Source organism: Amycolatopsis sp. NPDC098790 (assembly GCF_044759945.1).
Taxonomy (GTDB): Bacteria; Actinomycetota; Actinomycetes; order Mycobacteriales; family Pseudonocardiaceae; genus Amycolatopsis.
This window is the reverse complement of the sequence record NZ_JBIWAI010000014.1, coordinates 57,611-82,504: the sequence shown is the minus strand read 5'-3', so window position 1 is coordinate 82,504 and position 24,894 is coordinate 57,611. Positions and strand designations below refer to the sequence as shown.

General features: G+C 72.9%; 25 protein-coding genes. 9 read left to right on the top strand and 16 right to left on the bottom strand.

What is annotated here, in order from left to right:
* The coding region (locus ACIQWX_RS50605; protein ID WP_400887494.1) for a transposase family protein at positions 1–579 on the top strand (579 nt) is incomplete at its 5' end.
* Between the two features lie 74 nt (positions 580–653).
* On the opposite strand, the gene ACIQWX_RS50600 is transcribed toward ACIQWX_RS50605, so the two are convergent.
* From ACIQWX_RS50600 to ACIQWX_RS50590, 3 genes are read right to left on the bottom strand one after another with little or no spacing between them, the layout of a single operon-like run.
* Positions 654–1,637 carry an ABC transporter permease gene (locus ACIQWX_RS50600; protein ID WP_400887491.1) on the bottom strand — a complete coding sequence of 328 codons (984 nt, stop codon included), beginning with the start codon at positions 1,635–1,637 and terminating at the stop codon, positions 654–656.
* Complete coding sequence (locus ACIQWX_RS50595; RefSeq protein WP_400887488.1) at positions 1,634–2,512, bottom strand: ABC transporter ATP-binding protein; 879 nt, start codon at positions 2,510–2,512, stop codon at positions 1,634–1,636. Before ACIQWX_RS50595 ends, ACIQWX_RS50600 begins: the two co-directional genes overlap by 4 nt.
* 11 nt (positions 2,513–2,523) lie before the next feature.
* A complete protein-coding gene (locus ACIQWX_RS50590) occupies positions 2,524–2,919 on the bottom strand; it encodes a GntR family transcriptional regulator (RefSeq protein WP_400887486.1) in 396 nt (131 codons plus the stop codon).
* Positions 2,920–3,039: 120 nt separating this feature from the next.
* On the opposite strand from ACIQWX_RS50590, the gene ACIQWX_RS50585 reads away from it, so the two are divergent.
* The 3 genes from ACIQWX_RS50585 to ACIQWX_RS50575 all read left to right on the top strand — a co-directional run bounded on the left by ACIQWX_RS50585 (position 3,040) and on the right by ACIQWX_RS50575 (position 6,524).
* Positions 3,040–3,813: a cyclase family protein gene (locus tag ACIQWX_RS50585; RefSeq protein ID WP_400887485.1), complete on the top strand. Its 774-nt coding sequence runs from the start codon at positions 3,040–3,042 to the stop codon at positions 3,811–3,813.
* Positions 3,810–5,432 (top strand): thiamine pyrophosphate-binding protein, encoded by a 1,623-nt coding sequence (locus tag ACIQWX_RS50580; protein ID WP_400887484.1) that lies wholly within the window; start codon positions 3,810–3,812, stop codon positions 5,430–5,432. Before ACIQWX_RS50585 ends, ACIQWX_RS50580 begins: the two co-directional genes overlap by 4 nt.
* Positions 5,433–5,525: 93 nt before the next feature.
* Positions 5,526–6,524 carry a hypothetical protein gene (locus ACIQWX_RS50575; RefSeq protein WP_400887482.1) on the top strand — a complete coding sequence of 333 codons (999 nt, stop codon included), beginning with the start codon at positions 5,526–5,528 and terminating at the stop codon, positions 6,522–6,524.
* Here ACIQWX_RS50575 and ACIQWX_RS50570 read toward each other — a convergent pair.
* Positions 6,521–7,246 carry a hypothetical protein gene (locus ACIQWX_RS50570; RefSeq protein WP_400887481.1) on the bottom strand — a complete coding sequence of 242 codons (726 nt, stop codon included), beginning with the start codon at positions 7,244–7,246 and terminating at the stop codon, positions 6,521–6,523. The genes ACIQWX_RS50575 and ACIQWX_RS50570 overlap by 4 nt on opposite strands.
* Position 7,247: 1 nt before the next feature.
* A complete protein-coding gene (locus ACIQWX_RS50565) occupies positions 7,248–7,694 on the bottom strand; it encodes an Lrp/AsnC family transcriptional regulator (protein WP_400887479.1) in 447 nt (148 codons plus the stop codon).
* Between the two features lie 151 nt (positions 7,695–7,845).
* Between ACIQWX_RS50565 and ACIQWX_RS50560 the strand changes: the two genes are divergently transcribed.
* A complete protein-coding gene (locus ACIQWX_RS50560; protein WP_400887478.1) occupies positions 7,846–11,238 on the top strand; it encodes an indolepyruvate ferredoxin oxidoreductase family protein in 3,393 nt (1,130 codons plus the stop codon).
* Here ACIQWX_RS50560 and ACIQWX_RS50555 read toward each other — a convergent pair.
* The 4 genes from ACIQWX_RS50555 to ACIQWX_RS50540 all read right to left on the bottom strand — a co-directional run bounded on the left by ACIQWX_RS50555 (position 11,219) and on the right by ACIQWX_RS50540 (position 14,477).
* Complete coding sequence (locus tag ACIQWX_RS50555; RefSeq protein ID WP_400887475.1) at positions 11,219–11,845, bottom strand: response regulator; 627 nt, start codon at positions 11,843–11,845, stop codon at positions 11,219–11,221. The genes ACIQWX_RS50560 and ACIQWX_RS50555 overlap by 20 nt on opposite strands.
* A gap of 257 nt (positions 11,846–12,102) precedes the next feature.
* The gene (locus ACIQWX_RS50550) at positions 12,103–13,068 is read right to left on the bottom strand and encodes a GlxA family transcriptional regulator (RefSeq protein ID WP_400887473.1); all 966 of its coding nucleotides are present in this window, start codon (positions 13,066–13,068) and stop codon (positions 12,103–12,105) included.
* A 1-nt stretch (position 13,069) separates the two neighbouring features.
* Positions 13,070–13,579, bottom strand: a complete 510-nt coding sequence (locus tag ACIQWX_RS50545; protein WP_400887470.1) for an ATP-binding protein — start codon at positions 13,577–13,579, stop codon at positions 13,070–13,072.
* Between the two features lie 256 nt (positions 13,580–13,835).
* Positions 13,836–14,477, bottom strand: coding sequence for an FMN-dependent NADH-azoreductase (locus ACIQWX_RS50540; RefSeq protein WP_400887469.1), 642 nt, complete (start codon positions 14,475–14,477; stop codon positions 13,836–13,838).
* Positions 14,478–14,559: 82 nt separating this feature from the next.
* Here ACIQWX_RS50540 and ACIQWX_RS50535 point away from each other — a divergent pair, with 82 nt between their 5' ends.
* Positions 14,560–15,036, top strand: coding sequence for a MarR family winged helix-turn-helix transcriptional regulator (locus ACIQWX_RS50535; RefSeq protein ID WP_400887467.1), 477 nt, complete (start codon positions 14,560–14,562; stop codon positions 15,034–15,036).
* Between the two features lie 3 nt (positions 15,037–15,039).
* Here ACIQWX_RS50535 and ACIQWX_RS50530 read toward each other — a convergent pair whose 3' ends face one another.
* Entirely contained in the window at positions 15,040–15,642 is a 603-nt protein-coding gene (locus ACIQWX_RS50530; RefSeq protein ID WP_400887464.1) for a SecDF P1 head subdomain-containing protein, read from the bottom strand.
* A 22-nt stretch (positions 15,643–15,664) separates the two neighbouring features.
* Positions 15,665–17,443 carry a glycoside hydrolase family 76 protein gene (locus tag ACIQWX_RS50525; RefSeq protein WP_400887462.1) on the bottom strand — a complete coding sequence of 593 codons (1,779 nt, stop codon included), beginning with the start codon at positions 17,441–17,443 and terminating at the stop codon, positions 15,665–15,667.
* Between the two features lie 154 nt (positions 17,444–17,597).
* Here ACIQWX_RS50525 and ACIQWX_RS50520 point away from each other — a divergent pair, with 154 nt between their 5' ends.
* Positions 17,598–18,647 carry a serine hydrolase domain-containing protein gene (locus ACIQWX_RS50520; RefSeq protein ID WP_400887461.1) on the top strand — a complete coding sequence of 350 codons (1,050 nt, stop codon included), beginning with the start codon at positions 17,598–17,600 and terminating at the stop codon, positions 18,645–18,647.
* Here the strand turns inward: ACIQWX_RS50520 and ACIQWX_RS50515 are convergent.
* The 3 genes from ACIQWX_RS50515 to ACIQWX_RS50505 are packed head-to-tail and all read right to left on the bottom strand — an operon-like array spanning position 18,637 to position 21,057.
* Entirely contained in the window at positions 18,637–19,218 is a 582-nt protein-coding gene (locus ACIQWX_RS50515) for a type II CAAX prenyl endopeptidase Rce1 family protein (protein WP_400887460.1), read from the bottom strand. The two genes, ACIQWX_RS50520 and ACIQWX_RS50515, sit on opposite strands and share 11 nt — an antisense overlap.
* Positions 19,215–20,111 (bottom strand): NAD(P)H-binding protein, encoded by an 897-nt coding sequence (locus ACIQWX_RS50510; protein ID WP_400887457.1) that lies wholly within the window; start codon positions 20,109–20,111, stop codon positions 19,215–19,217. Before ACIQWX_RS50510 ends, ACIQWX_RS50515 begins: the two co-directional genes overlap by 4 nt.
* 37 nt (positions 20,112–20,148) lie before the next feature.
* The gene (locus ACIQWX_RS50505) at positions 20,149–21,057 is read right to left on the bottom strand and encodes a DMT family transporter (protein ID WP_400887455.1); all 909 of its coding nucleotides are present in this window, start codon (positions 21,055–21,057) and stop codon (positions 20,149–20,151) included.
* 73 nt (positions 21,058–21,130) lie between these two features.
* Here ACIQWX_RS50505 and ACIQWX_RS50500 point away from each other — a divergent pair, with 73 nt between their 5' ends.
* Positions 21,131–22,054 carry a LysR family transcriptional regulator gene (locus tag ACIQWX_RS50500; protein WP_400887452.1) on the top strand — a complete coding sequence of 308 codons (924 nt, stop codon included), beginning with the start codon at positions 21,131–21,133 and terminating at the stop codon, positions 22,052–22,054.
* Here ACIQWX_RS50500 and ACIQWX_RS50495 read toward each other — a convergent pair.
* The gene (locus tag ACIQWX_RS50495; RefSeq protein ID WP_400887450.1) at positions 22,005–22,916 is read right to left on the bottom strand and encodes a LysR substrate-binding domain-containing protein; all 912 of its coding nucleotides are present in this window, start codon (positions 22,914–22,916) and stop codon (positions 22,005–22,007) included. The genes ACIQWX_RS50500 and ACIQWX_RS50495 overlap by 50 nt on opposite strands.
* Positions 22,917–23,000: 84 nt before the next feature.
* On the opposite strand from ACIQWX_RS50495, the gene ACIQWX_RS50490 reads away from it, so the two are divergent.
* Entirely contained in the window at positions 23,001–23,945 is a 945-nt protein-coding gene (locus ACIQWX_RS50490; RefSeq protein WP_400887447.1) for a threonine/serine dehydratase, read from the top strand.
* Here the strand turns inward: ACIQWX_RS50490 and ACIQWX_RS50485 are convergent.
* Positions 23,899–24,717, bottom strand: coding sequence for an LLM class flavin-dependent oxidoreductase (locus ACIQWX_RS50485; protein ID WP_400887445.1), 819 nt, complete (start codon positions 24,715–24,717; stop codon positions 23,899–23,901). The genes ACIQWX_RS50490 and ACIQWX_RS50485 overlap by 47 nt on opposite strands.
* Positions 24,718–24,894 lie beyond the last annotated feature (177 nt).

Sequence of the window (24,894 nt, the reverse complement as noted above, 5' to 3'; positions counted from 1 at the left end):
CTGCGCCGGTTAGTGGCCTGCGCCGCTGCGGTGGTGCTGGTAGACGGGACCCTGATCCGGACCCGCCGCCGCACCGGGAAAGCCAACCGCGCCCACTACAGCGGCAAGCACAAACACCACGGCCTGGTGGTACTCGCTCTAACCGACGAGGCAGGCCGGTTGTTGTGGCTCTCGGCGGTGTTGGCGGGCCGGACCGCCGACATCACCGCCGCCCGCCGGCTGCGGATCCGGGAACGGCTGCACGCCCACGGCCTGACTCCCGCGGGGGACAAGGGTTTTCATGGTTGGCATAAAGACGTCCGCGACAGCCGCGCCTGCGTCGAGTGTGGTGGCCGGTGTGAGCAGATCGTGTTTACACCGTTCAAAGCCGAAGCTCGCCGGCCGCTGACGAAGGCTCAGCGGCAGGCGAACGCGGCGTTCTCGGCGATGCGCTGCGCGGTGGAGGGCGGCTTCGCCGCCCTCAAAGCCTGGCGCATCCTCGACAAACTGCGCCTCCACCCACGCCACGCCACGACGCTGTTGCGGGCTCTGCTCGTGCTGACCCAGCACGAGCACAGCGTCCGACACGCGCAGGCCTGAGCTGTTACCAGGTCCACTCAACCCGCGTTGACCAGGCCAAACCACGATGAAACAACCCCATTGGGGCGCTTGGGTCAGGCGATCGTGCGCAGCCGGCGGAGGGCGAAGTACACCAGTGCCGCCGTCAACAGCGCGAAGATGCCCGTCTCGATCGCCTGGAACGTCCAGAACCGGTCCCCCGGCTGGAACTCCATCCAGTTGTACGCACCCGACCCCGCCTCGGCGGGCCCCGGGCCGGCGCCGCAGCCGCTCGGCGGGCACGGGCCGATCCGGGCGTTCGGCAGCACCATTTCCCCCGCCGCGTTGCGGACGCCCTCCGACATCACCCAGTCGCCCGACGCCGGGTTCGGCGTCTGGTTGCCCGACGGCGAGAACGACACCGTCTGCGCGGGAAGGTAGCGGGGCCGGGCCAGGACCTCGATCGCCACGCGGACCACGGCGAAGCCGACCAGCGCGATCGCCATCGCCGGCAGCACCTTGCGCCAGTACGTCCCCGCGAAGATCCCGAGCGCCAGCGCGAACAGCGTGTACGCGATCGGCACCACGCCCTGGACGTCGAACGACAAGTACGTCAGCCGGCCCGTCGACGCGGACACCAGCGGCTGGAACCACCACGACACGCCCAGCGCGTACCCGACCGCCAGCACCACCGTGATCCCGCCGACGAGACCGAACTTCACCAGCGCCCACTCCAGGCGGCTGACGCCCTGCGTCCACACGAGACGGTGGGTGCCCTGCTCGAATTCGCGGGACACCAGCGGCGCGCCGAAGAACACGCCGACCAGGACCGGCAGCACCACGAACAGGACCGCGACGAACACCATGCCGCTGAACTGCTGCTGGAACTGGTGACCGAGGCTTTCGCAGTTCGCCGTCGCCTCGGTCTGCGTGATCATCGACGCGCTGCCGAGCGCGGCCCGGCACGCGGGCAGGCCGAGGCTGTCGTACTTCGCGTGCATCGCCAGACCCGTCGGGACCATGATCGCGGCCAGCGCGACCAGCGCCCCGAAGGTGAACAGCGCCTGCCTGCGGTGCTGGCGCCAGGTCAGCCAGATCATGCCGGCACCTCCCACGCGACGGGCGCCTGCGTCGCTTCGGCCAGGTACGCCAGCACCAGGTCCTCCAGGGTCACTTCGTGCTCCGTCCACAAAGGATCGATGGGACCGTCGCCGCGGCGGACCAGCAACGTCGACTGGCGTTCGGTGTGGCTCGCGCGGACCACGTTCGCCACCCCGGCGATCGACTCGCTGCCGGCGCGCGGGCCGACCAGCGTGCGGTGCGTGTCGAGCAGGTCGTCGACCGCCCCGGTCAGCTGGACGCGGGACTGCTGCAGGACGACCAGGTAGTCGCAGCTGCGCTCGAGGTCGGCGAGCAGGTGCGAAGACAGCAGGACGGTCGTCTCGCTCTCGGCCACCGCCCCCATCAGCGCCTGCATGAACTCGCGGCGCGCCAACGGGTCCAGGCTGGCGATCGGCTCGTCGAGCAGCAGCAGCCGGGGGCGCTTGGCCAGGGCCAGCGCGAGCGCGACCTGCGCCCGCTGGCCACCCGACAGCTTGCCGACCGGCTTGTCCGGCGGGATGCCGAGCACGGCGAGCCGTTCGCGGGCCAGCGCGGCGTCCCAGCGGCGGCGGTTCAGCTTGCCGCCCATGGTGACGAGCTCGGCCGCGGTGAAGTCGCGGTACAGTGGGGTGTCCTGCGCGACGAACCCGATGTCGGCGAGCACCGACCGCGGGTCGCGGCCGAACACGCGCACCTCCCCCGCGTCGGGCCGCAGCAGCCCGACGGCCAGGTGCAGCAACGTCGTCTTGCCGGCGCCGTTCGGGCCCACCAGTGCGGCGATCCGCCCGGCGGGCACGTCCAGCGCGCAGTCCTGCAACGCCCAAGTGCGCCCGTAGCGCTTGCCCAGCGCCCGGGTCTGCACGGCCAGCTCCATCCCGGAACTCCCTACGCAAGGTTGCGGGGCACCGCGGTGCCCCGCAACGTGGTCTCGATGAGGGCCGCGATGTCGTCGGGCGACATCCCCGCGGCTTCGGCGCGCTCCAGCCAGGCCACCAGCTCGTCGCGCAGCCGCGCCTGGTGGCCCAGCGACGGCCCGGCCAGGCTGCCGGTGACGAACGTGCCCACCCCCGGCCGGCCTTCCGCGAGTCCCTCCAGGACCAGCTCGCGGTAGGCCTTGAGCACGGTGTTCGGGTTGATCGCCAGCGCCTGGGCCACTTCGCGGACCTTCGGCAGCTGGTCGTCCGGGCGCAGCAGGCCGACCCTCAGCGCCTGCTTCACCTGCACGACGAGCTGCATGTACGTGGCGACCCGCGAGCGGCCGTCCAGGACGAACTCGATCACCCGGCACCTTCCTATTGTCTTACGACATTAAGACAACACCCGCGACCACACGGCTGTCAAGGAACGCCTCGCGGGCATAGGGTTCCGATCGAGACGCACACCGGCACCCGGGAGGCAGGCATGTCGTTGTTGGACGGGCTGAGCAAGGCGCTCGGCGACGGATCGGTCGAGATCGTCGACCTCACCGCTCCGCTGAGCGCGAGCACGCCGATCCTGCAGCTGCCGGAGCCGTTCGCCAACACCATCCCGTTCCGGCTGGAGGAGATCAGCCGCTACGACGACCGCGGCCCGCGGTGGTACTGGAACGACATCCACACCGGCGAGCACACCGGCACCCACCTCGACGTCCCCGTCCACTGGGTGTCCGGAAAGGACGGTCACGACGTTTCGCAGGTGCCGCTGAAGACGCTGGTGGCGCCCGCGGTCGTGCTGGACTTTTCGGCGCAAGCGGCGGAGAACCCGGACTTCCTCCTGTCGGTCGACGACGTCCGCGCGTGGACGGCCGAGCACGGCCCGCTGCCCGACGGCGGCTGGCTGCTCTACCGCACGGGCTGGGACACCCGCAGCCACGACCAGGAGGCGTTCCTCAACGCCGACGACACCGGCTCGCACTCCCCCGGCGTCTCGCCCGAGTGCGCGCGGTGGCTCGCCGAGGAAACGCCGATCACCGGGCTCGGCGTGGAAACTGTCGGCACCGACGCGGGCCAGGCGCCCGGCCTCGAGCCGATGTTCCCCTGCCACGAACTCCTGCTGGGTGCCGGGAAGCACGGCCTGACGCAGCTGCAGAACCTGGCCGCGCTGCCCCCGACCGGCACGCTGCTCGTCGTCTCGCCCCTGCCGATCGTCGGCGGCTCCGGCAGCCCGGCCCGCGTGCTGGCACTGGTGGAGCGGTGAACGTCGCCGAACTGGTCGGCCGCACGCTGGCCGGCCTCGGCGTCGGCACGGCGTTCGGCGTGGTGGGCAGCGGCAACTTCGAGGTGACGAACGCGCTGCGCGCGGGCGGCGTCCGGTTCGTCGCCGCCCGCCACGAAGGCGGCGCGGCGAGCATGGCCGACGCGTACGCGCGGATGAGCGAGCGGGTCTCGGTGCTGTCGCTGCACCAGGGCTGCGGGCTGACCAACGCGATGACCGGCATCACCGAGGCCGCCAAGAGCCGGACGCCGATGCTCGTGCTCACCGCCGACTCCGCGGGCGCGTCGGTGCTCTCGAACTTCCGCGTCGACCAGGACGCGCTCGCCGCCGCGGTCGGCGCCGTGCCGGAGCGGGTGCACTCGGCCGCGAGCGCCGTCGCCGACACCGTGCGGGCCTTCCGGACCGCGCGGCAGCAGCGCCGGACGGTCGTGCTGAACCTGCCCCTGGACGTCCAGGCCCAGCCCGCGCCGGACGCGCCGGTCGCGCTGCCGGACATCCCGGGACCTGCGGTGGTGCGGCCGGACGCCGCGGCGGTGGCCGGGCTGGCGGAGCTGGTGGACGCCGCCGAGCGGCCGGTGTTCATCGCCGGCCGCGGCGCCCGCGGCAGCCGGGAACCGTTGCGGGAGCTGGCTTCCCGGTGCGGGGCGCTGCTGGCGACGTCGGCGGTCGCGCACGGGCTCTTCCAGGGCGACGAGTTCGCGCTCGGCATCTCCGGCGGCTTCGCCTCACCGCAGGCCGCCGAGCTGATCGTCGGCGCCGACCTCGTCGTGGGGTGGGGCTGCGCGCTGAACATGTGGACGACCCGCCACGGGAAACTGCTCAGCCCGCACGCGAAGCTCGTCCAGGTCGACGTCGAGCAGCACGCTCTGGGTGCGCACCGGCCGATCGACCTCGGCGTCACCGGCGATGTCGCCGCCACCGCGTCGGACGCCCTCGCCGCGGTCAAGGAGAAGCAGGGGTACCGCACCGAGGAGGTCGCAGCTCGGATCGCCGCCGGCCGCTGGACCGACGTCGAGCACGAAGACCTCTCCCGGGGCGGCCGGATCGACCCGCGGACGCTGAGCAGGCTCCTGGACGAGCTGCTGCCCGCCGAGCGGATCGTCTCGATCGACTCGGGCAACTTCATGGGCTACCCGAGCGCGTACCTGTCGGTGCCCGACGAAGAGGGGTTCTGCTTCACACAGGCGTTCCAGAGCATCGGGCTCGGTCTCGGCACGGCGATCGGCGCGGCGCTGGCCCGTCCGGACCGGCTGCCGGTGCTCGGCACCGGCGACGGCGGGTTCCACATGGCACTGTCCGAACTGGACACCGCGGTCCGGCTCGGCCTCCCGCTGGTGGTGATCGTCTACAACGACGCCGCGTACGGCGCGGAGATCCACCACTTCGGCGACGCCGACATGACGACGGTCCGGTTCCCCGACTCCGACCTCGCCGCGATCGGCCGCGGCTTCGGCGCCGACGGCGTCACCGTGCGCTCGGCCGAGGACCTCTTCGCGGTGCGCGAGTGGCTCGCGGGTCCGCGCGACGCGCCGCTGGTCATCGACGCGAAGATCGCCGACGACGGCGGTTCGTGGTGGCTCGCGGAGGCGTTCAAGCACTGACCCGGCCTTGACAGCGGCCCGGGCGGCGCTGGATGCTGGCCGAGTTGTCCTACAGTCGTAAGACAGTAGGTATTCCGTTCTGGGGAGCCTTTCATGCGCCTGGTCAAGACCGTTCTGGCCGTGCTCGCGGCCGCCGCACTGGTGGCCGCACCCGCCGACGCGGGTCAGCCGCGGCCGCCGTCCGATCCCGTCGGCGCCGTGCTCGCCGCCTTCGGCAGCCACTCGATCGTCGCGAAGTCCAGCCCGGACCCCGGGCCGTTCGTCTTCGACCTCGTCCGGGACCCGCGCTTCCCCGGCCGGGTGAACGACATCGCCGTCGAGTGCGGGAACTCGCTGCACCAGCCGCTCCTGGACGCCTACATCGCGGGCGGCGACGTCCCGGACATCAGCCGCGTCTGGCGCGACACGACCCAGCCGAGCTGCGGGTTTTCGTTGTTCTACGAACAGCTTTTCGCCTTGGTGCGGCAGGTCAACACGAAGCTGCCGGCCGAGCGGAAGATCCGCGTGCTGGCGTGCGACCCGCCCATCGACTGGAGCCAGGTCCACAGCCCGGCGGACATGGAGCCGTTCCACGACCGGGACGCGTCGATCACGTCGGTGGTGAGGACGCAGGTGCTGCAGAAGCACCGCAAGGCGCTGATGTTGTTCGGACTGGGGCACCTGAAGCACGACGGCGGCAGCGCGGCGGTCGCGCAGCTGGAGCGCGAGTACCCCGGCGCGGCGTACGTCGTAGCGGACCACTACGGGTTCACATCGGACAACGCGCGGTTGGAGAAGGCGCTGGGCTCGTGGCCGTCCTTGACGCCGATCCAGGGTTCTTGGCTGGGCGCGCTCGACACGACGTACTTCCCGACGAACCGGGAGTACCCGGCGGGCACGCGCGGCTTCCCGGGCGTGGACGCGTACTTGTACGAAGGTCCGATCGACACGATGCTGCGCGAACCGTTGTCGGCACGCACGCTCCTCGACACCGGTTACCTGGACGAACTCCGCCGGCGGGCGACCGCGATCGACGCGCCGCCGGACGGACTCGCGTGGCCGGAGTTCTTCTTCGAGCGGGAGCGCACATCCGGGGTCCTGTTGCGCGGCTAACCGATCCGGTGTGAGACCCAGACGTTCGGCTCGACGTACACCGCGAAGTCCTGGGCCGTCGAGACGAACACCGGGGCGAGCGCACCCGGGACGAGGACCGGGCCGTCGTCGGTGAACGGCAGCCCGGTCCAGCGGCGCCAGTCCTCGAGGGGCGCCTGGACCGTCGCCGAGCAGGGCGCCACCGCCTCGATCCGACCGCCGGCGCGAACGTGGGTGCGCAGCCAGCGATCCGCCGGCAGGCCGTCCGCCCGGGTTTCCGCCGCGTACTCGCGCATCGGCAGCGCCGGCACCGCGGCCTTGTCCGGCGGGCGGACCGGAATCACCAGCGACGTCAGCCCTGCCGCCGCCGTGCGCATACCCGAAAGGACCGTTCGGGAATGCCCGCGGCCCTGGTGGTCCGGGTGCACCGCGATCTCCAGCGCACACGCGGTGTCGCAAACAACGCCGTCGAGCGCGTCCTCCGCGGCCCACACCGCGACCTCGTCCCAGCCGCGCGCCGGGAGCGACCCCCGGTCGCGGAACGGCACCATGATCCCCCGCGCGACCGGCCGGCCGTCCTCGAGGAGCGCCACCACCAGCTCGGGCCAGCGCCGGGAGACCCGGCGGCCGCGCACCAGCAGGCTCGTCAGGCTGCCGGCCATGAACTCCGGCGAACCGGGCGGGTACGGGATCGCGTAGACGGCGTCGGCGAGATCCGGGCGCTCGGCCAGCGTGACGAGCACGTCAGGTACCCCGCGACCAGGACTCCAGCGCGATCAGCGTCTTCGTGCCGGTGACCTGGTGGTGCCGGCGGATCTCGTCGATCGTCTTCTGCAGGTGGGCCATGTCCCGCACCCGCAGCCACACCAGCGCGTCCGGGTCGCCCGCGATCGTGAACACCGCCTGGGCCTCCGGCATCCGCGTGGTCGTGCGCAGGATCTCCGCGACCTTCGTGTTCCCGACGAACCGCAGCTCGGTGAACGCCTCGATCCCCCAGCCCAGTTTCGCGTGGTCGACCTGCACGGTGAAGCCGGTGATCACGCCGGTTTCGCGCAGCCGGTCGATGCGGCGCTTGACCGCGGCCGTCGAGAGCGTGACGCGGCCCGCGATGTCCGACAGCGTGCGGCGGGCGTCTTCGCGCAGCAAGCCGAGGATCTCGTGGTCGGTCGCGTCGAGCGGCTCTTCGGTCATGCGCCCGAGCGTAACTGCGCGCAAAAAAGCCGGCCAGCCGACGCGAAATCCTGCCGAAGTTTGCGTCTGGGATGCTGAACCGGCATCGCCTGTTGCGTCGCTGTGGTCGGCGTCGCAGTGTGCCCGGAAGCACAGCGAGAGGAGCCGCGCCGTGGAGACGTTCACGCTGGAGGACCGCTACCTGCGGGAAGCCGGGATCGTGCACCTGACCGGGGTGCAGGCCCTGGTCCGGCTGCTGTTCGACCGCGTCCGCCACGACCGCGCCCGCGGCGGCGACCCCGCCGTGTTCGTCTCCGGCTACGAGGGCTCGCCGCTGGCCGGCTACGACCTCGAGCTCGGCCGCCGCGCGAAGCTGCTGGAAAAGCACGACGTCGTCCACCGCCCGGGCCTCAACGAGGAGCTGGCCGCGACGTCGGTGATGGGCAGCCAGCTCGTCGCGGGCGCCGGCGGGCGGCGGGGCGTCACCGGGTTCTGGTACGGCAAGGCCCCCGGCCTCGACCGCGCCACCGACGCGCTGCGGCACGCCAACCTGGCCGGCACCGACCCGCGCGGCGGCGCCGTGGCGCTCGTCGGCGACGACCCGAACGCGAAGTCCTCGACCGTCCCGTGCGCGTCCGAGCTGGCGCTCGCCGACCTGGCGATCCCGATCTTCTTCCCGGCCGACTCCCAGGACGTCCTCGACCTCGGCATGCACGCGGTCGAGCTGTCCCGGGCGGCCGGCGTGTGGACGTCGCTGAAGGTCGTCGCCAACGTCGCCGACGCCTCGGGCACGGCGATCGTCGATCCACAGTGGACCGCACCGGAGCTCGAAAAGGGGTACCGCCACACGCCGACGTCGCGGCTGCTCGGCACCAGCCTCGCCGAGCTGGAGCGCAGCCTCTTCACCGTCCGGCTGCCCCTGGTCACGCAGTACTTGCGCGCGAGCGGGGTCAACCGGATCACCGCGCGCGGCCCGGCCGACCGGATCGGCATCGTCTCCGCCGGCAAGTCCTACCTGGACCTCCAGCAGGCGTTCCGCGCGCTCGGCCTCGACGCGGAAACCCTTTCCCGAAGCGGCATCCGCGTCCTCAAGCTCGGCGCGATCCACCCCCTCGAACCCGGGATCGTCCGCGAGTTCGCCGAGGGGCTCGACGAGATCGTCGTCGTCGAGGAGAAGCGGTCGTTCGTCGAGACGGCGCTCAAGGAGGTCCTCTACGGCGTCCCTGGCGCGCCCGCGGTCACCGGCAAGAAGGACCGCGACGGCCGGACGCTGTTCACCGAGCTCGGCGAGCTGGACCCGGACGGCATCGCGGCGGGCCTGGCCCGACGGCTGCCCGAGGGCATCTCCTCGGTCGAGGCCTATCGTGGACGCCGTCGCCGCGAGCGCATCTCGGTGCCGCTGCTGGCGCGCACGCCGTACTTCTGCTCCGGTTGTCCGCACAACTCGTCGACGAAGGTCCCCGAGGGCACGCTCGTCGGCGGCGGCATCGGCTGCCACACCATGGCCCTGTTCATGGAGCCCGACCAGGTCGGCACCGTCCTCGGCGTGACGCAGATGGGCGGCGAGGGCACCCAGTGGATCGGCATGGCGCCGTTCGTGGAGGCCGAGCACTTCGTCCAGAACATCGGCGACGGCACGTTCACCCACTCCGGCAGCCTCGCCGTGCGCGCGGCCGTCGCGGCCGGCGTCAACATCACCTACAAGCTGCTCTACAACTCCGCGGTCGCGATGACCGGCGGGCAGGACGCCGTCGGCGGCTTGCCGGTGGAGAAGGTCGCCGAGCTGCTGCTCGTCGAGGGCGCGAAGAAGGTCGTGATCACCAGCGACGCCCCCGCGAAGCTGCGGCGCCGCAAGCTGCCCGCCGGCGTCGAGGTCCGCGACCGCACGGAACTCCTGTCCACGCAAGAAGAACTGGCCGCGATCAAGGGCGTCACCGTGCTCGTCCACGAGCAGGAGTGCGCGGCCGAGAAGCGGCGGAAGCGCCGCCGCGGCAAGCAGGCCACGCCGACGACCCGGGTGGTCATCAACGAGCGCGTCTGCGAGGGCTGCGGCGACTGCGGCACCAAGTCCAACTGCCTGTCGGTGCAGCCGGTCGCGACGGAGTTCGGCCGCAAGACGGCGATCCACCAGTCGTCGTGCAACGTCGACTACTCCTGCCTGGCCGGGGACTGCCCGTCGTTCGTCACCGTCGTGCCCACCGGTAAGAAGCAGCGGCGCAAGCTCGGCGAGCTGGCCGCGGACGCCGTCCCCGCTCCCCTGGTGTCCACTTCGGACTTCACCGTCCGGATCACCGGGATCGGCGGCACCGGCGTGGTCACCGTGACGCAGATCCTCGCCACCGCCGCGGTGCTCGACGGGCGGCACGTGCGCACGCTCGACCAGACCGGGCTGGCCCAGAAGGGCGGCGCGGTGGTGTCCGATCTGAAAGTGACGGCGGAGCCGGTCGAGCAGGCCCCCAAGCTGGCCGCCGGGGAGTGCGACCTCTACCTCGCGTGCGACGCGCTCGTCGGCGCCGACGCGGCGAACCTCGGCGTGGCCGACGCTTCGCGCACCACCGCGGTCGTGTCGACCACCGAGGTGCCGACCGGCCGGATGGTCGTCGACACGACGGTGTCCTTTCCGGACCCCGGCAGCGTCCTTGCGCCGCTGGAGGCCGCGGCGAAGCGCACGGTGTCCCTGGACGCGCGCGGCCTGGCCGAAGAGCTGTTCGACGACGACCAGTTCGCGAACGTGCTGCAGCTCGGCGCGGCCTTCCAGACCGGCGCGATCGGCCTGTCCGCCGCGGTGATCGAGCGCGCGATCGAGCTGAACGGCACCGCCGTCGCGGCGAACCTGCAGGCGTTCCGCCGCGGCCGCCAGCTCGTCGCCGACCCCGCCGCGCTCGCGAGCAGCCCCGCCCCGGCGCGGCCCGTCACGCAGCCGTCCGTGCGGAAGCTGGTGCACGCCGAGCCGGGTTCGGAGCTGGCGCGCCTGCTCGACGTCCGGATCCCGGATCTGGTGGCGTACCAGGACAAGCGGTACGCGCAGGCATATGCGGAGTTCGTCGAGCGGGTGCGGGTGCTGGAGGACGGGCCGACGGAGATCACCGAAGCGGTCGCGAAGCACCTGTACAAGCTGATGGCGTACAAGGACGAGTACGAGGTCGCGCGGCTTTCCCTGGACCCGGCGTTCACCGCGGGTCTGGAGGAGCAGTTCGGCGAAGGCACGAAGTACGCCTACCGGCTGCACCCGCCGGTGCTGCGGGCGCTCGGGATGAAGCGCAAGATCAGCCTGGGCCCGTGGTTCCGCCCGGCGTTCCGGGTGCTGCGCGCCCTGCGCAGGCTGCGCGGCACGCGGCTCGACCCGTTCGGCCGCGCCGAGGTGCGGCGGGTCGAGCGCGAGCTGATCGAGGACTACCGCGGCATGGTGCTGACGGCCTTCACGGCGGCCGACGTCGATCGCGCCCGGGTCCTGGCCTTGGCCGAACTGCCGGACCTGGTCCGCGGCTACGAGGACGTCAAGCTCGCCAACGTGGCCCGGTACCGCGAGAAGCAGGCCGAAGTGCTCACGCCCGCAGGTAGCTGAGCATCGCCTGGGCGCCGTCGGGGACGCGCAGCTTCGCGCTGACGTCCCCGGCGTGGCGCCGGGCGGCCGCGGTGCCGATGCCGAGCAGCCGGCCGATGGTCGGCACCGAGTGGCCTTCGGCCAGCAGCGCGACGACCTCGCGTTCGCGGACGGTGAGCGTGCCGACGGGGTCGCCGGGCCGTGGCCGGGCCAGCTGGACGGCCACGACATCGCGGTCCAGGACGGTTCCGCCGGCGGCGACGCGCTTGAGGGCGTCGAGGAACTCGCCGGGCTTGCCGACGCGCTCCTTGAGCAGGTAGCCCGCGCCCCCGCCGCCGGCGGCCAGGAGGTCGCCGGCGTAGCCGTCTTCGACGAAGGCGGAGAGCGCGAGGATGGCGAGCCCCGGCATGAGCCGGCGCGCGTCGAGGGCCGCGCGCAGCCCTTCGTCGGTGAAGGTCGGCGGCATCCGGACGTCGACGACGGCCAGGTCCGGCGCCTCCGCGGCAACGGCGGCGAGGAGGTCCCCGGGGTGGTCGACAGCCGCGGCGACGTCGAAGCCCTCGCTGCGCAGGAGCAGCACGAGCCCCTCCCGCAGCAGGGCGTCTTCTTCCGCGATGACAATGCGCACTACGGCTGCCTCCTCGCCTCCACGTCCTCTCCCTGCCTGGATGCACGGATCGGGAGGCGGGTCCGGTTCAGGTGACGCCGGTGGTCCGAAACCGGGCGCGGTAGTCGCTGGGGGTTATGCCGAGGCCGCGAGCGAAAGCGCGTCGCAGCGTCTCGGCCGATCCGAAACCCGACGGCGCCGGGGGCTCATGCCTCTTCAAGAGCCGCCGAGCGCGAAGGCCCGCCGCAACGTCTCGGCCAACCTGAAACCCGACCGGTTCAGCCGATGCCAGTAGTCCGGAACCGGGCGCGGTAGTCACTGGGCGTCACACCGAGGCCGCGGGCGAAAGCGCGTCGCAGCGTCTCGGCCGACCCGAAACCCGACCGCCGCGCCACGACGTCGAGGGGCTCGGTCGTCGTCTCCAGCTGTTGCTGGGCGAACTCCACCCGCACCTGCTCGACGAACCGCGCGGGCGTGCGCCCCAGCTCCTCGCGGAACAGGCGCGTCAGATGCCGCGTGCTGACCCCGGCGCGCGCGGCCAAGTCGTCGAGCGTGTGCGGGGCCGACGGGTCGGCCGCCACGGCGTCGAGCACGGCCCGCAGCACCTCCGTGCGCGGGCGGCCCGTCCGCAACCGGACGCTGAACTGCGATTGCCCGCCCGGCCGCTGCAGGAACACGACCAGGTGCTTGGCCACCAGCCGGGCCACTTCGGCGCCGAGGTCCGCCTCGACCAGCGCCAACGCCAGGTCGATGCCCGAGGTCACGCCGGCCGAGGTGATCACCGGGCCGTCCTGGACGAAGATCGCGTCGGCGTCGACCCGTACGCGGGGGAAGCGGCGGGCGAGCTGGTCGGTGAGGTCCCAATGGGTGGTGGCGCGGCGGCCGTCGAGGACACCCGCGGCGGCCAGTGCGAACGCGCCCGCGCACACCGATGCCGTCCGGTCCGCGCCGCCGGCCAGCCGGCGGATCTGGGCGACCAGCTCGGTGTCGGCGATCGTGCGGGCCCACTCGGGGCCGCCGGGCACCAGGACCGTCGCCCCGCGCGGGTCCGCCGCGGCGAGGTCGAGGTCGGCGCCCAGCCGTGTCCCGGTGTTGGCGCGGACGTCGGCGCCGCCCGGGGAAGCCGTCCTCAGCTCGTAGCGGCCGCCGTGCTCGTTGGCCTCGGCGAAGACCTCCAGGGGCCCCGAGACGTCCAGCAGCCGGACGCCGTCGTAGAGCACGACCAGAACGGGACGGCGGCGCACGTCAGCCTTGGCCGGACCAGCCGCTCAGCCGCGTGAGCAGGCGCTCCAGCACCTCCGGGTCCGCCGCCACCGGGGCGCCGGAGACGGGCTCGTCGACCAGTGTCCGGCGGTCCTGCCGTCGCGGCAGGCGCACCTGCTTGGCGTTCATCCCGCCGGGCAGCTCCAGCTCGCACCAGGTGGTGCGGGCCCCGCCCACGCCGGGCGTGACGCCGACGCGCTCGCCGGGACCGGAGACCTTCGGCTCGGGCAGCCCGGGCACGTCGTCGTCGACCTCGACCACCAGCACGTCGGCGCGCAGCCGCAGCCGCAGCGTGACGAACGCGGGTGACCGCGGGTCGCCGGCCTCGATGACGGTCTCGACGAGCCGTCTCGCGGTCGCGGTCACGTGCTCCAGCATCGGCAGCAGGGACCAGTCGGTGAGAATCAGGCGGACGAACAGATCCGTGACCGGCAACGCGCTGGGTTGCGCGACCAGCCGGATATCGTCCATCTGGGAGGTGTGCGCGCTCAAACCTGACCTTCCTCGCCCAGGTCGACTGTCCGGGTCCCGGCATCTTGCCACCCGGCCTCCGGCGGGACGGTACCGGCCGGGGTCGGGTGGTGACGCTGGGGGTCCGGGAGGTCGTCGCCGAAGGCGGGGAATCGCGCGCCGAACGGTCGCGCCGGCCCCCGGCAGCGCTTCCGCCGACGTCCTGAATGAGTCATTCAGGACCTCCGAAGACCTGAATGACTCATTCAAGACGTTTGGCGAGCCGGCCGCCGCCCCCTCAGACGCGCGCGGGCGCCCAGAGGTCGTCGATGACCTTCTCCGCGGTCGCCAGGCTCGCGTCGGCCAGCGGGATGAGCTCCGCCATCGCCGGGTTGACGTGCGCCAGCGTCAGCTCCGCGGTGACGAACCGCGGCTCGAGGCCGACCGTCGAAATGCCGTGCGGGAGCCACTGCTCGGCGTGGTCCCAGCCCTCGCGGGGCGTGCCTTCGCCGTAGCCGCCGCCGCGGGAGGCCAGCACGATGAACTCGCGGCCGCCGAGCAGCCCGGCGCGCGTTTCGGCGTCGACCGACAGCCCGGGGGCGATCAGGTGGTCGACCCACGTCTTGACGCTGCTCGGCGCCGCGTAGTTGTAGACCGGGAGGCCCAGCAGCACGGTGTCGGCCGCCTTGACTTCGTCGATGACCTCGAGGGTCCGCGCCCACACCCGCGCCTGCTCCGGCGTGTGCTGGTCCGGCGGCACCATCGCGGCCAGCCCGCCGGCCGCGTCGTGGTGCGGGAGCGGGTTCGCGCCCAGGTCGCGGTAGGTGACCGTGCCGTCCGGGTGCGCGGCGCGCCACGCGGCCGCGGCCCGCGCGGTGAGCGCGCGGCTCACCGAGCGCTCGCCCTGGATGCTCGAGTCGATGTGGAGGAGGTGCGCCATGTCGTTAGCCGCCCATAGATCGTTGGTGTTGGACAAACCATTAATAGCACACCGACTGTTGAGGTGCCCATATACTGGGCTCATGTCCTCGCTGCCGGTCGTCAACCAGCCGCCCCACCGGTGTGGTGCGCTGCTGGGCCAGCTGACGCGCCGGTTGCAGACGCGCAGCGAATCGGTGCTCACGCCGCTCGGGCTGCGGCCGCGGCACCTGATCGCCCTGACGGTCCTGCGTGACCTCGGCGGCAGCTCCCAGCAGGACCTGGCGAAGACCCTGGAGATGGACGGCACGAACGTCGTCGGGCTGCTCAACGACCTCGAGGCCGAGAACCTGATCGAGCGCCGCCGCTCCCCCGTCGACCGGCGCCGGCACGTCGTCGAGCTCACCGACGTCGGCGTCAAGCTGCTGGTCCGGGCGGAGTTCGCGCTCGCCGCGGTCGAAGACGAGGTGTTCAGCGGGCTCAGCGACGAGCAGCGCGAGACCCTCTACGAACTGCTTCAGCAGGCGACGAACAAGACGAACATCGAAGCCTGCCAGGAAGCCCTGCCGCCGACCTGCTGAGCGTCAGCCGCCCGCGATGTCCCGGGCCAGCTGCCGCGCTTCGGGCAGCGTGAACTTCCCGGTGATCTGCGTTTCTCCGCCGGTGATGGCGGACTGCACGGCCGGCGCGGTCAGGACGCGGCTCCGCAGCACCATCGCGACCTGCTTGCCGACGTTCTGCCCCGTCCACTCGGCCCACAGCTGCGCGCCCTTGGCGGTGAAGCTGAGGTTGACGACCGAGCTGCCGGTCTGCGGGTCGAGGGTGGCGTCCACGCGGCTCACGTCCGCACCGCTGAGGAAGCCGGGGCCGAGGATGTACTTCGTGCCTTGCGCGCGGTCGCAGCTGACCAGCGGCAACGCCGGGTCGTCGCGGCCGTTCAGGGGGTCCGGCTTGCCCTGGGCGCAGTCGAACGCCTGGGCCGCGGCCTGCTGCGTGGCCGGGTCGGTGCTCTGCCGTTCGGCGGCCGAGCCGGTCGCCGGCCCCGGCGGCAGTTCGGCCAGGACGGGCCGGAACCGCAGCTGCGTGCCGTCCTTGACGATGAAGCCGGTGGGCGCGGGGTGTCCCGCGACCTCGGCCTGGCACCCGGTGACGAGCACGGCGACGGCCGCGAGCAGGAGGATCCGCACGCGCCCATTCTGGCGGGTCGGGCTACCCCGCCGCCAGGATCGCTTCGAGTCCCGAGGCCTGGGTGCGCCAGTCCGCCACGTTCGGCGTCGTCCCGGTCCAGCGCTGGCCGATCCGGTTCAGCGCGTCCCGGTCGTTCGCCCACAGCGCGTCCGCCTGCTTCCGGACGAACGCGCGGTAGGTCGCCGAGCCCGTCGCCGTCGCCAGGTCGCCGAAGTAGCGCAGGAAGATGCCCTTGAACTGCTTCTGGTTGTCGTCGCAGGAAGCCGTGCCGCTGTCGCAGGATTCGACGAGCAGGCCGTTCGCCGCCAGCCGCGTCATCGCCGCGTCCGCCAACCTCTTCGCCGCGTCCAAATAGGACGCTGTGCCAGTCGCCCGCCACAGCTCCAGGAGACCGCCGATGCCGAGACCCTGGTTGTACGTCCACACCGTTTGGCCGTTGTTCGCACACGACGACGTCAAGCCGTCGTTCACCAGGCCCGAGGAGTTGATCAAGCCGCTGTTCAGGTACCAGTCCCCCGCGGTGCGGGCCCGCTGGCCCCACACGGTGTCGCCGGCGAGCCGGTTGTGCAGGGACGCGGTCAGCCGCAGGTACAACCCCGCTGTCACGGCGTTCTTGTACGTCCGCTCGCGATTCCACCAGACCCCGCCGCCGCAGCTGCCCGTGTCCCAGAACCCGTGGACGTAGTTCGCGATCGTCGTCGCCTCGGTGAGGTAACGCGGGTCGTGGGTGCGGTCGTAGACGGCGACCCACGCCAGGCCCCACCACGCGCTGTCGTCGATCGCCCGGCTGACGAAGTCACCCTCGATCGCGTCGGAACTCCTTGCCCCGGCGGGGAAAGCAGCCCGGTTGACGTCGAACGTCCGCGCCAGCGCGGTGTCGAACCCGCCCGCGTCGGCGACCGCCGTCACCGCCACCGCCGAGTTCCACCAGCTGGACGGCCACCACGCGGTGTACGGCTCGTAGGACCACATCAGCGCGTCGAGCGCGCCGGCCGCGCGGGTCGTCGCCGGGCGCGCCCACGCCGTGCAGCTTCCCTGCGCGTGCGCGGCTTCGCGGCCGCACGCACGCACCGCGCCGCCGTAGAGCCGGCCGCGGGGATCGCGCGTCGCGAACGCCGTGGTGTGCGTGGAAGTCGCGCCCGCGGCGACACTCGTGCGGCCCAGCGACGAGCCGTCCGGCCAGCTCGCGCCGGCGTCCCACGAGCGGTCGAGCCAGATCTCGTCGCCGGCGCCGCCCGCTTCGATCCCGCCCCACGCCAGGCCTTTGCCGTCGAAGTGGAGCCGGATCGTGCGGCCGAACAGCGTCGTCGGCGCCACCGGCTGGCTGTCCCCGGCGGCGGGGGCGCTGCGGTCGCACGCGGCATCGCAGACGTCCGGGTAGATCCACGCCGTGCAGCCGACGCCTTGGGCGTCCCCGCACGCGCGGACCCAGCCGCGGCGGTGGTGCGCCGGATCGGTGAGGTTGTACATGAGCGTGCGGGTGCCGGTCCACGTGCCGGGGATGCTCGCCTTGCCCAGCAAGCCTTCCCAGGTCGCGCCGGCGTCCCACGAGCGGTCGAGCCAGACGGCGTCGCCGGCGACGCCGTTGTCGATGCTCGCCCACGCCATGCCGTCGGGGTCGGAGGCGTGCAGGCGCAGCACGCGGCCGTTGATCACCTTGTCGGGCAGGGGAAAGCTCTCCTGCGCGGCCCGCGCCGGGTCGAGCGTGTCGCACGACGTCACGCACACCGCCGTCGCCGCTTCGGCGGGGATCGGGGTCAGGGAACCGAACACGAGCAGCAGCACGAGCAATGTCCGCATCGACATCCCTCTCCACGCACCGGGGGTCGCTCCAGCATAGGAAGCCCGCGGCCGGTTCTGAAGGATTCCGCCCGGTTCTGGCTCGTTCCGGACAAACATTCTCCGCCCGGAAAATGAGTGGTGCGCCCCGGCGGGACGGAGTTTGCTGGCCGCCGTGACCGACATCTCCGGAACGTGCGAGGACCGGTTCGGCAAGGTACGTGACGTCCTGGCGGCGTCACTCGACAACGACGACGTGGGCGCGTCCGTGGCCGTGCTGGTCGACGGCGAGCCGGTGGTGGACCTGTGGGGCGGGTACGTCGACGCCGCGCGCACGGTGGCGTGGGAGCGCGACACCATCACCACCGTCTGGTCCACCACCAAGACCATGACCGCGCTGTGCGCGCTGGTCCTCGCCGACCGCGGCGAGCTGGACCTCGACGCACCGGTCGCCGCCTACTGGCCCGAGTTCGCCGCCGCGGGCAAGGAAAAGACGCTCGTCCGGCACCTGCTCGGGCACACCGCGGGCCTGCCGGACTTCGAGGGGCCGATCGCGGTCGAGGACCTCTTCGACTGGCCGGCCGTCACCGCGCGGCTGGCCGCGCAGGCCCCGGCGTGGGAGCCCGGGACCGCGGGCGGGTACCACTCCGTGACGTTCGGGTTCCTGGTGGGCGAAGTCGTCCGCCGCGTCACCGGGCGCAGCCTCGGCACGTACTTCGCCGAGGAGGTGGCCGGCCCGCTGGGCGCCGACTTCCACATCGGGCTGGCCGCCGAGCACGACCACCGCGTGGCGCCGCTGATCCCCGACCCCCAGGGCGACAAGCCGCCGGGCTTCCTGGTCGGCGTTTCGGACTCGTACTCCGAGGCCTGGCGGCGCGCGGAAGTGCCCGCCATCAACGGGTTCGGCAACGCCCGCTCGGTCGCCGCGGCGCAGTCAGCACTGGCGGGCGGCGGCGGATTGCTGTCCGCGGCCGGGGCCGAGCGGGTCTTCGAAGAGCAGTTCCACGGCGAGGACCGCGTGCTCGGCGCGCAGATGCGCTACGGCCTGGGCTACCGGCTCGAGGGCCGCACGTGCTCGTGGGGCGGGTGGGGCGGCTCGGTGGTCCTCGTCGACGCGGAGAACCGCATGGTGGTGGCGTACGTGATGAACCAGGTCCTCTGGGACGGCGGGTACGCCCGCGGCCTCGACGTCGTCATGGCCGCCTACGACGGGATCATGGGTTAGGCGAAGGGAACAGGCGCGGCAGGAAGGCGAGCATCAGCGCCGACCACACCACGTGCGTCAGCAGCGGCGCCTGCACCCCGCCCGCCCGGCCGCGCTGCAGGGTGAACAGCGTCCCCATCACCGCCGACGCCAGTACCAGCGCGGGGTTGCGCGTCGCCGTCGTCGAAACCACGTACAGCGCCGTCGCTTTCGGGCCGCCGAACGCGTCGTGGAGCGCGCCGCGGAAGAAGAGCTCCTCGGCCGCGCCGGTCACCAGCGCCGTCGCCACCACCGACGGCGTCGAACCGCGGTGGGCGTGGTCGAGCACGCCCGCGATGGCCCGGCGCAGCGGCGGGATGCGGCGGGCCACCAGCGCGCAGCCGTAGAACACGCCGAACGCGCCCGCTCCTACGAGGACCGGCTGGACGACGTCCGGGCGGCCGCGCGGCACCCGCCCGGCGCCGGCGAACCAGGTCGCCGCGACCGACGCCGTGAGGGTGTGGAACCGCCGCGACCCCGGCCGGCTGGCCAGCGACGCGCCGAGCAGTCCGGACCCGGCAGCCGTCACCCCGGCGAGGAGGGTCTTCTTCACGCGGGCCGCCGGCTCTTCGCCCGCTCGCCGAGGGCTTGCAGCACGGCTTCGTCGTAGCCCATCGGCTCGAACTCGACGATCCGGCGGATGGCGTCGTCGCGGACGACGACCTCGTTCGTCATCGAGTCGATCAGCGCCCGGCCGGTCGTGACGTCGATGTCGGTGACCAGGGACAGCCAGTACGAGGACAGCCGGGGTGAAAGCAGCGGCACCGGCACGATCACCAGCGGCCGCCCCTCGATCGCCGCGACCCGCTGCAGCATGTCGCGGTAGGCCAGCACCTCGGGTCCGCCGATCTCGAACGTCCGGCCCTCGGCCTCCGGGTGGTCGAGCACGCCGGCCAGGTAGCGGACGACGTCGGCGACCGCGATCGGCTGCGTGCGCGTGCCGACCCAGCGCGGTGTGACCATCGCGGGCAGGTGCTCGACGAGCTGGCGGGTCAGCTCCCACGACGTCCCGCCGTGCCCGATGACGATCCCGGCGCGCAGCACGGTCACCGGCACGCCGGTCTCCCCCAGCAGCCGCTCGACCTCGCGGCGGCTGGCCAGGTGCTCGGACAGCGCATCGTCGTCGTCGCCGAGGCCGCCGAGGTAGACGATCCGGCCCACGCCCGCGTCCGACGCCGCCCGGGCGAACGCGCGGGCCGCGTCGGCGTCACGGCGTTTGAAGTCACTGCTGTCGAGCGAGTGCACGAGGTAGTAGGCGGCTTCGGCGCCCTTGAGCGCGTCGCGCAGGGAGCCGACGTCGGCGACGTCGCCGCGCACGGGCGTCCCGGCGCCGCGGTACTTCGCGGGGTGGCGGGTCATCGCGAGGACGTCGTGGCCCGCGTCTTCCAGCGCCGGGCACAACCGGCTGCCGACGAACCCCGAAGCCCCGGCCACCAGCACACGCATACCGGTGACGCTAGCCGGGACCGCCCGGGCCCGCAGATCACCCGCGGCGGGTCCGCCCGGCGAAGCAGACGGCGGCGACCACGCCCGCGCAGCCGACGAGCTGCAGCGCGCTCGGCGTCTCCCCCAGCAGGCCGATGCCCAGGAGCACCGCGCCGACGGGCTGCAGCAGCATCAGCGTCGCGCCGGTGGTGGCGTTGATCCGGGGCAGCGCGGCGGAGATCAGGATCCACCCGATCAGCTGGCCGACGACGGCGAGCGCGACCAGCCAGCCGAACGTCTGCGCGCTCGGGCTCAGGTCGAGCGTTCCGGACGGGACGCCGAGAGCGACGGCGACGGCACCGGCCGAGACCGTCGCGAGCACCAGGGACTGCGCTTGCGCGCCCTTGCCGCCGCTCAGCCGGATCAGGAAGAGGTACACGGCGTACCCGGCACCGGCGAGCATCGCGAACACGGCACCGGTCACCGGGTCCGGGCCGAACGAGCCGCTCCCGGCGAACCCGCCGGCCAGCACGACGCCGCCGAGCAGCACGGGCACGGCGAGGAGGAACTGCTTCGCCGGCCGTTCCCGCAGGAACGCGAACGCCAGCAGCGGCACGATGACCACCTGGACGGCGAGCAGCACGGTCGCGATGCCGGCGCCGACCCGCGGGATCGCCTCGCCCCACAGCACGAAGTCCAGGCCGAGCCCGAGGCCGGCCAGCAGCGGGAGCAGCACGCGGGGTGCGGCGCCGGACTTCCGCCGTTCCCGCGCGGCGAGCGCGAGCAGCACCGGCAGGGCCAGCAGGCAGCGCCAGAACGCGCTCGTGCTGCCGCTGGCGTGCGAGACCTTGATGAAGACCGACGACAGCGAGATGCAGAAGCTGCCGAGCGCGGCGAGCAGGCGCGGGTCGAAGCGCTCGGTGAACGGCGTGGGGGTGGTCGTCGGGCGGGGCGCGGTCGTGGTCACGGCTCCAGCGTGCGGGTCACGACTGTCAAGGACAAGCGAATGTTTCTGGGCTTCATTCGGTAGCATTTCTACCGTGTTCGGAATCGAGCGGATGCGCGCGCTGCACGCGGTCGCCACGCAGGGTTCGGTGGCCGCGGCGGCCGCGTCCCTGCACGTCACACCGTCGGGGGTGTCGCAGCAGCTGGCCAAGCTGGAACGGGAGGCGGGGCAGCCGCTGCTGGAGCCCCGCGGCCGCGGCGTGCGGCTGACGAAGGCGGGCCAGGTGCTGGCCGGGCACGCCGAGCGGATCCTGGCGCAGGTCGCCGAGGCGAAGTCGGACCTGGAACTGCTGCGCGAGGACGTCATCGGGCCGTTGCGGGTCGGGGCGATCCCGACGACGGTGCACGCGCTGCTCCCGCCCGCGCTGGCGACACTCGCGGCGCAGCACCCGCGGCTGGCGGTGACGCTGCACGAAGGGGAAGCGGAGCAGACGATGCCCCGCGTGCTGGCCGGCGACCTCGACGTGGCGGTGCTGGAGAGCTGGGAGGACCGGCCGACGGTGATCCCGCCGTCGACGACGCGGATCGCGCTGTTCTCCGACGTCGCGGACCTGGTCTTGCCCGCCGGCCACCGGCTCGCGCACCGCAAGACGGTGGATCTGTCCGAAGTGGACGACCTGCCGTGGATCGGCTGGAGCCAGGGGTCCGGCTGCTACGAGTGGCTGGTGCAGGTGCTGCGCAAGCAACGGCTGGAGCCGCGGATCAGCTGCACGGTCGGCGGCTACCCGACGCAGCTGGCCCTGGTGGCGGGCAACGTCGGCGCGGCGCTGGTCCCGCGGCTGGCCCGCGAGCAGTCGCCGGAGGGGGTCCGCATCCTGGCGACCCGCCCGGCGTTGACGCGCACGATCTACGCGATTTGCCGGGCGGGCGAGGAAGACCGCGGCGCGGTGCGCGCTTGCTTGGACGCGCTCAAGGCTGCCTCCGCGCGCTTCGAGAACGTGGGCCGGCCGGTCGGCTGAGCCGGTCGACCATCTCCGTGACCAGCTCGCCCGGCCGCCGGTGGTGGACCAGGAAGAGGTCCCGCGCCGGGCGCGCGTCGGCTACCTCGCGGACCTCGACCCGCGACGCTTCCGCCCGCTCGAGCACGCTTTCCGGCACGAACGCGACCCCCAAGCCGGCCTCGACCAGCGCCAGGATCACCTGGTAGTCCCGGGTTTCGTAGGTCACCCCGAGCGTGACGCCCGCCGCTTCGGCGAGCTGGTCGAGGCACGCGCGGTTGGGTACGCCGGGGCTGCCCGAGATCCAGTCTTCGCGCGTCAGCGCCGCCAGCGTGAGCCGGCGGGCGCGGGCCTTCGGGTGCTCCCGGGGCAGGATCAGCCGGAACCGTTCCGCCCGCAGCAGTGACCGGGCCAGCCCGCGCGCCTCGGGCAGCGGCGCGCCCGGGTAGCGGTGGGTGATCAGCAGGTCCAGCTCACGCGAGCGGACCAGGTCGTAGCCGTCGGGCGGCTCGAGGTCCAGCAACCGCAGGGCGACCGCCGGGTGCGCCCGGCGGAACTCCGCGAGCGCCGCCGGGACGAGCGTCGCAGCGGCGCTCGCGAACGTGCCGACGGCGAGCCGCGCCGGCTCCGCTCGGAGCACGGCTTCCGCGCCGCGCAGTTCCCCGGCGATCGTCTCGGCGTGGACCAGCAGCGCTTCCCCGACCGGCGTGAGCGTGACTCCGCGCGCGTGGCGGTGCAGCACGGACGCGCCGACATCCCGTTCGAGCTTCGCCAGCTGCTGCGAGACGGCGGACGGCGTGAAAGACAGCTTCTGGGCCGCCGCGGCGATCGAGCCCGCGCGGGCGATCTCGCCGAGCAAGGCGAGGCGGCGAGCGTCGAGCACGGGACCTCCAGCCGTAAGCGTTGCTAAGGCCAGCCTAGGAGACCTCGCTGGTGCTTACGGCAGCTTCGCGCGCATGCTAGGGACGTGATCAGTACTTCGGATGTCGAGCAGGCCGCCGCGCGGATCGAGGGCCGGGTCCGCCGGACGCCGGTGTTCGCCGACGACGGCCTGTGGTTCAAGCTCGAGCAGCTGCAGCACACCGGGTCGTTCAAGGCCCGCGGCGCGTTCAACCGGATCATCGCCGCCGGCGCGCTTTCGGCGGCCGGCGTCGTGGCCGCGTCGGGTGGGAACGCCGGGCTCGCCGTCGCGCACGCGGCCCGCGAGTTCGGCGTGGCCGCGCGGGTGTACGTCCCGGTGACCGCGCCGGCGGTCAAGGTGGCGAAGCTGCGGCAGCTGGGCGCGGCGGTCGAGCTGGTCGGCGACAAGTACGCGGACGCCTACGACGCGGCGGTGAAGGACGCGGCGGACCGCGGCGCGCTCTTCTGCCACGCCTACGACCAGCCGGAGATCTGCGCCGGCCAGGGCACGGTGGGGCTCGAGCTGCTGGAGCAGACGGACGGCGTCGACACGATCCTGGTCGCGGTCGGCGGCGGCGGCCTGCTGGCCGGCATCGCGGCCGCGGTCGAAGGCCGGGCCCGGGTGGTCGGCGTCGAACCGCGCACGGCCCCGACGTTGCACGCGGCCCTGGCGGCCGGCGAGCCGGTCGCGGTCGAGGTGTCCGGCGTCGCCGCGGACTCCCTGGGCGCGTCCCGGCTCGGCGACATCGCGTTCGCGGTCGCCACCCGCACGGAGGTCGGCTCGGTGCTGGTGGACGACTCGGCGATCCTCGAGGCCCGGACGGCGCTGTGGGACCGCTACCGCCTGGCCGTCGAGCCGGGCGGGGCGACGGCGTTCGCGGCGCTGCTGGACGGCGCTTACCGGCCGGCGCCGGGAGAGCGCGTCGCGGTGCTGCTGTGCGGCGCGAACACCGACCCGGCGACGCTCACTTCCCCGCCAGCCGCGCCACCAGCGGCGCGAACTCTTCGATGAAGGCGCTGTTGACGCTGACGTAGGAGACGCCGAGCTCGTCGCGGCGCCGTTCGAGCTCGGCGGCCATGTCGTCGACGCTGCCGCGGATCATGGTGAGCGAGTCGTGCTCGATGAGCGTCTCGGCGTCGACGCCGATGAACCCCCGGATCCACGGCGGCACCTGCTCCCCGACGACGAAGATGTTGAGCCCGAGCTCGACGTCCCGCTCCCCGGCAGCGGCGCGGATCTCCTCGACGTACCCGGCCATCTCCTCGCGGGTGGTCAGCACACCGCCGGCGAGGGTGACGATGTCGGCCTTGGCACCGGCGAGCCGCCGCGCCTTCGGCCCGCCGGCGGCGAGCATGACGGGGGTGTGCACGTCGCCGTCGAGACGACGGACGTGGTCGATGGTCTCCGAAATCGAGTCGAGCCGGTCCTGCCCCGAGCCGTAGGGCAGGCCGAGCTCTTCGGCCTGCTGCCGCATGGTGGGCAGCCCGGTGCCGAGCCCGAGTTCGAACCGGCCGCCGGTGACCACGGTCAGGCTGTGCGACTCCCAGGCGGCAGCCCGCGCGGTGCGCAGCGGACTGGCGAGGACGAAGGAGCCGACGCGGAGGTCGGTGGTGACGGCGGCCGCGGCCGCGAGGGCGGCGGTGGGCGTGGGGAGGTTGAGGTTGTCCGGGCAGAGAAGGGTGGAGTAGCCGAGCTCTTCGGCCCGCCGCGCGGTTTGCAGCCACTTCGCGCCGCCCTCGGTCGCAGCCGCGACCACGCCGAACCGGAACGCCTTCTTGTCCATCGGAGCACTCCCCCGTATTTGGTTGGTGACTCGATCAAACCACCGGGGCGTGTCGCGGGGGCCCCCCCCGCCGCCCCCGCGGACGGGGGGCGGCCCGCGGGGTAAGCAACCACCACAACCTTGTTTTCGCAAGAACCGGCGGCCGCCCCCCGGCCGCGGCGCCGGTAAATCACCCGG

Coding starts and splice junctions, on each gene's coding strand:
- ACIQWX_RS50565 (WP_400887479.1), bottom strand. CDS start 7,694: ATGACCGAAGAGCCGCTCGACGCGACCGACCACGAGATCCTCGGCTTG.
- ACIQWX_RS50510 (WP_400887457.1), bottom strand. CDS start 20,111: ATGCGTGTGCTGGTGGCCGGGGCTTCGGGGTTCGTCGGCAGCCGGTTG.
- ACIQWX_RS50485 (WP_400887445.1), bottom strand. CDS start 24,717: ATGGACAAGAAGGCGTTCCGGTTCGGCGTGGTCGCGGCTGCGACCGAG.
- ACIQWX_RS50535 (WP_400887467.1), top strand. CDS start 14,560: ATGTCCTCGCTGCCGGTCGTCAACCAGCCGCCCCACCGGTGTGGTGCG.
- ACIQWX_RS50540 (WP_400887469.1), bottom strand. CDS start 14,477: ATGGCGCACCTCCTCCACATCGACTCGAGCATCCAGGGCGAGCGCTCG.
- ACIQWX_RS50595 (WP_400887488.1), bottom strand. CDS start 2,512: ATGGAGCTGGCCGTGCAGACCCGGGCGCTGGGCAAGCGCTACGGGCGC.
- ACIQWX_RS50575 (WP_400887482.1), top strand. CDS start 5,526: ATGCGCCTGGTCAAGACCGTTCTGGCCGTGCTCGCGGCCGCCGCACTG.
- ACIQWX_RS50525 (WP_400887462.1), bottom strand. CDS start 17,443: ATGCGGACATTGCTCGTGCTGCTGCTCGTGTTCGGTTCCCTGACCCCG.
- ACIQWX_RS50600 (WP_400887491.1), bottom strand. CDS start 1,637: ATGATCTGGCTGACCTGGCGCCAGCACCGCAGGCAGGCGCTGTTCACC.
- ACIQWX_RS50585 (WP_400887485.1), top strand. CDS start 3,040: ATGTCGTTGTTGGACGGGCTGAGCAAGGCGCTCGGCGACGGATCGGTC.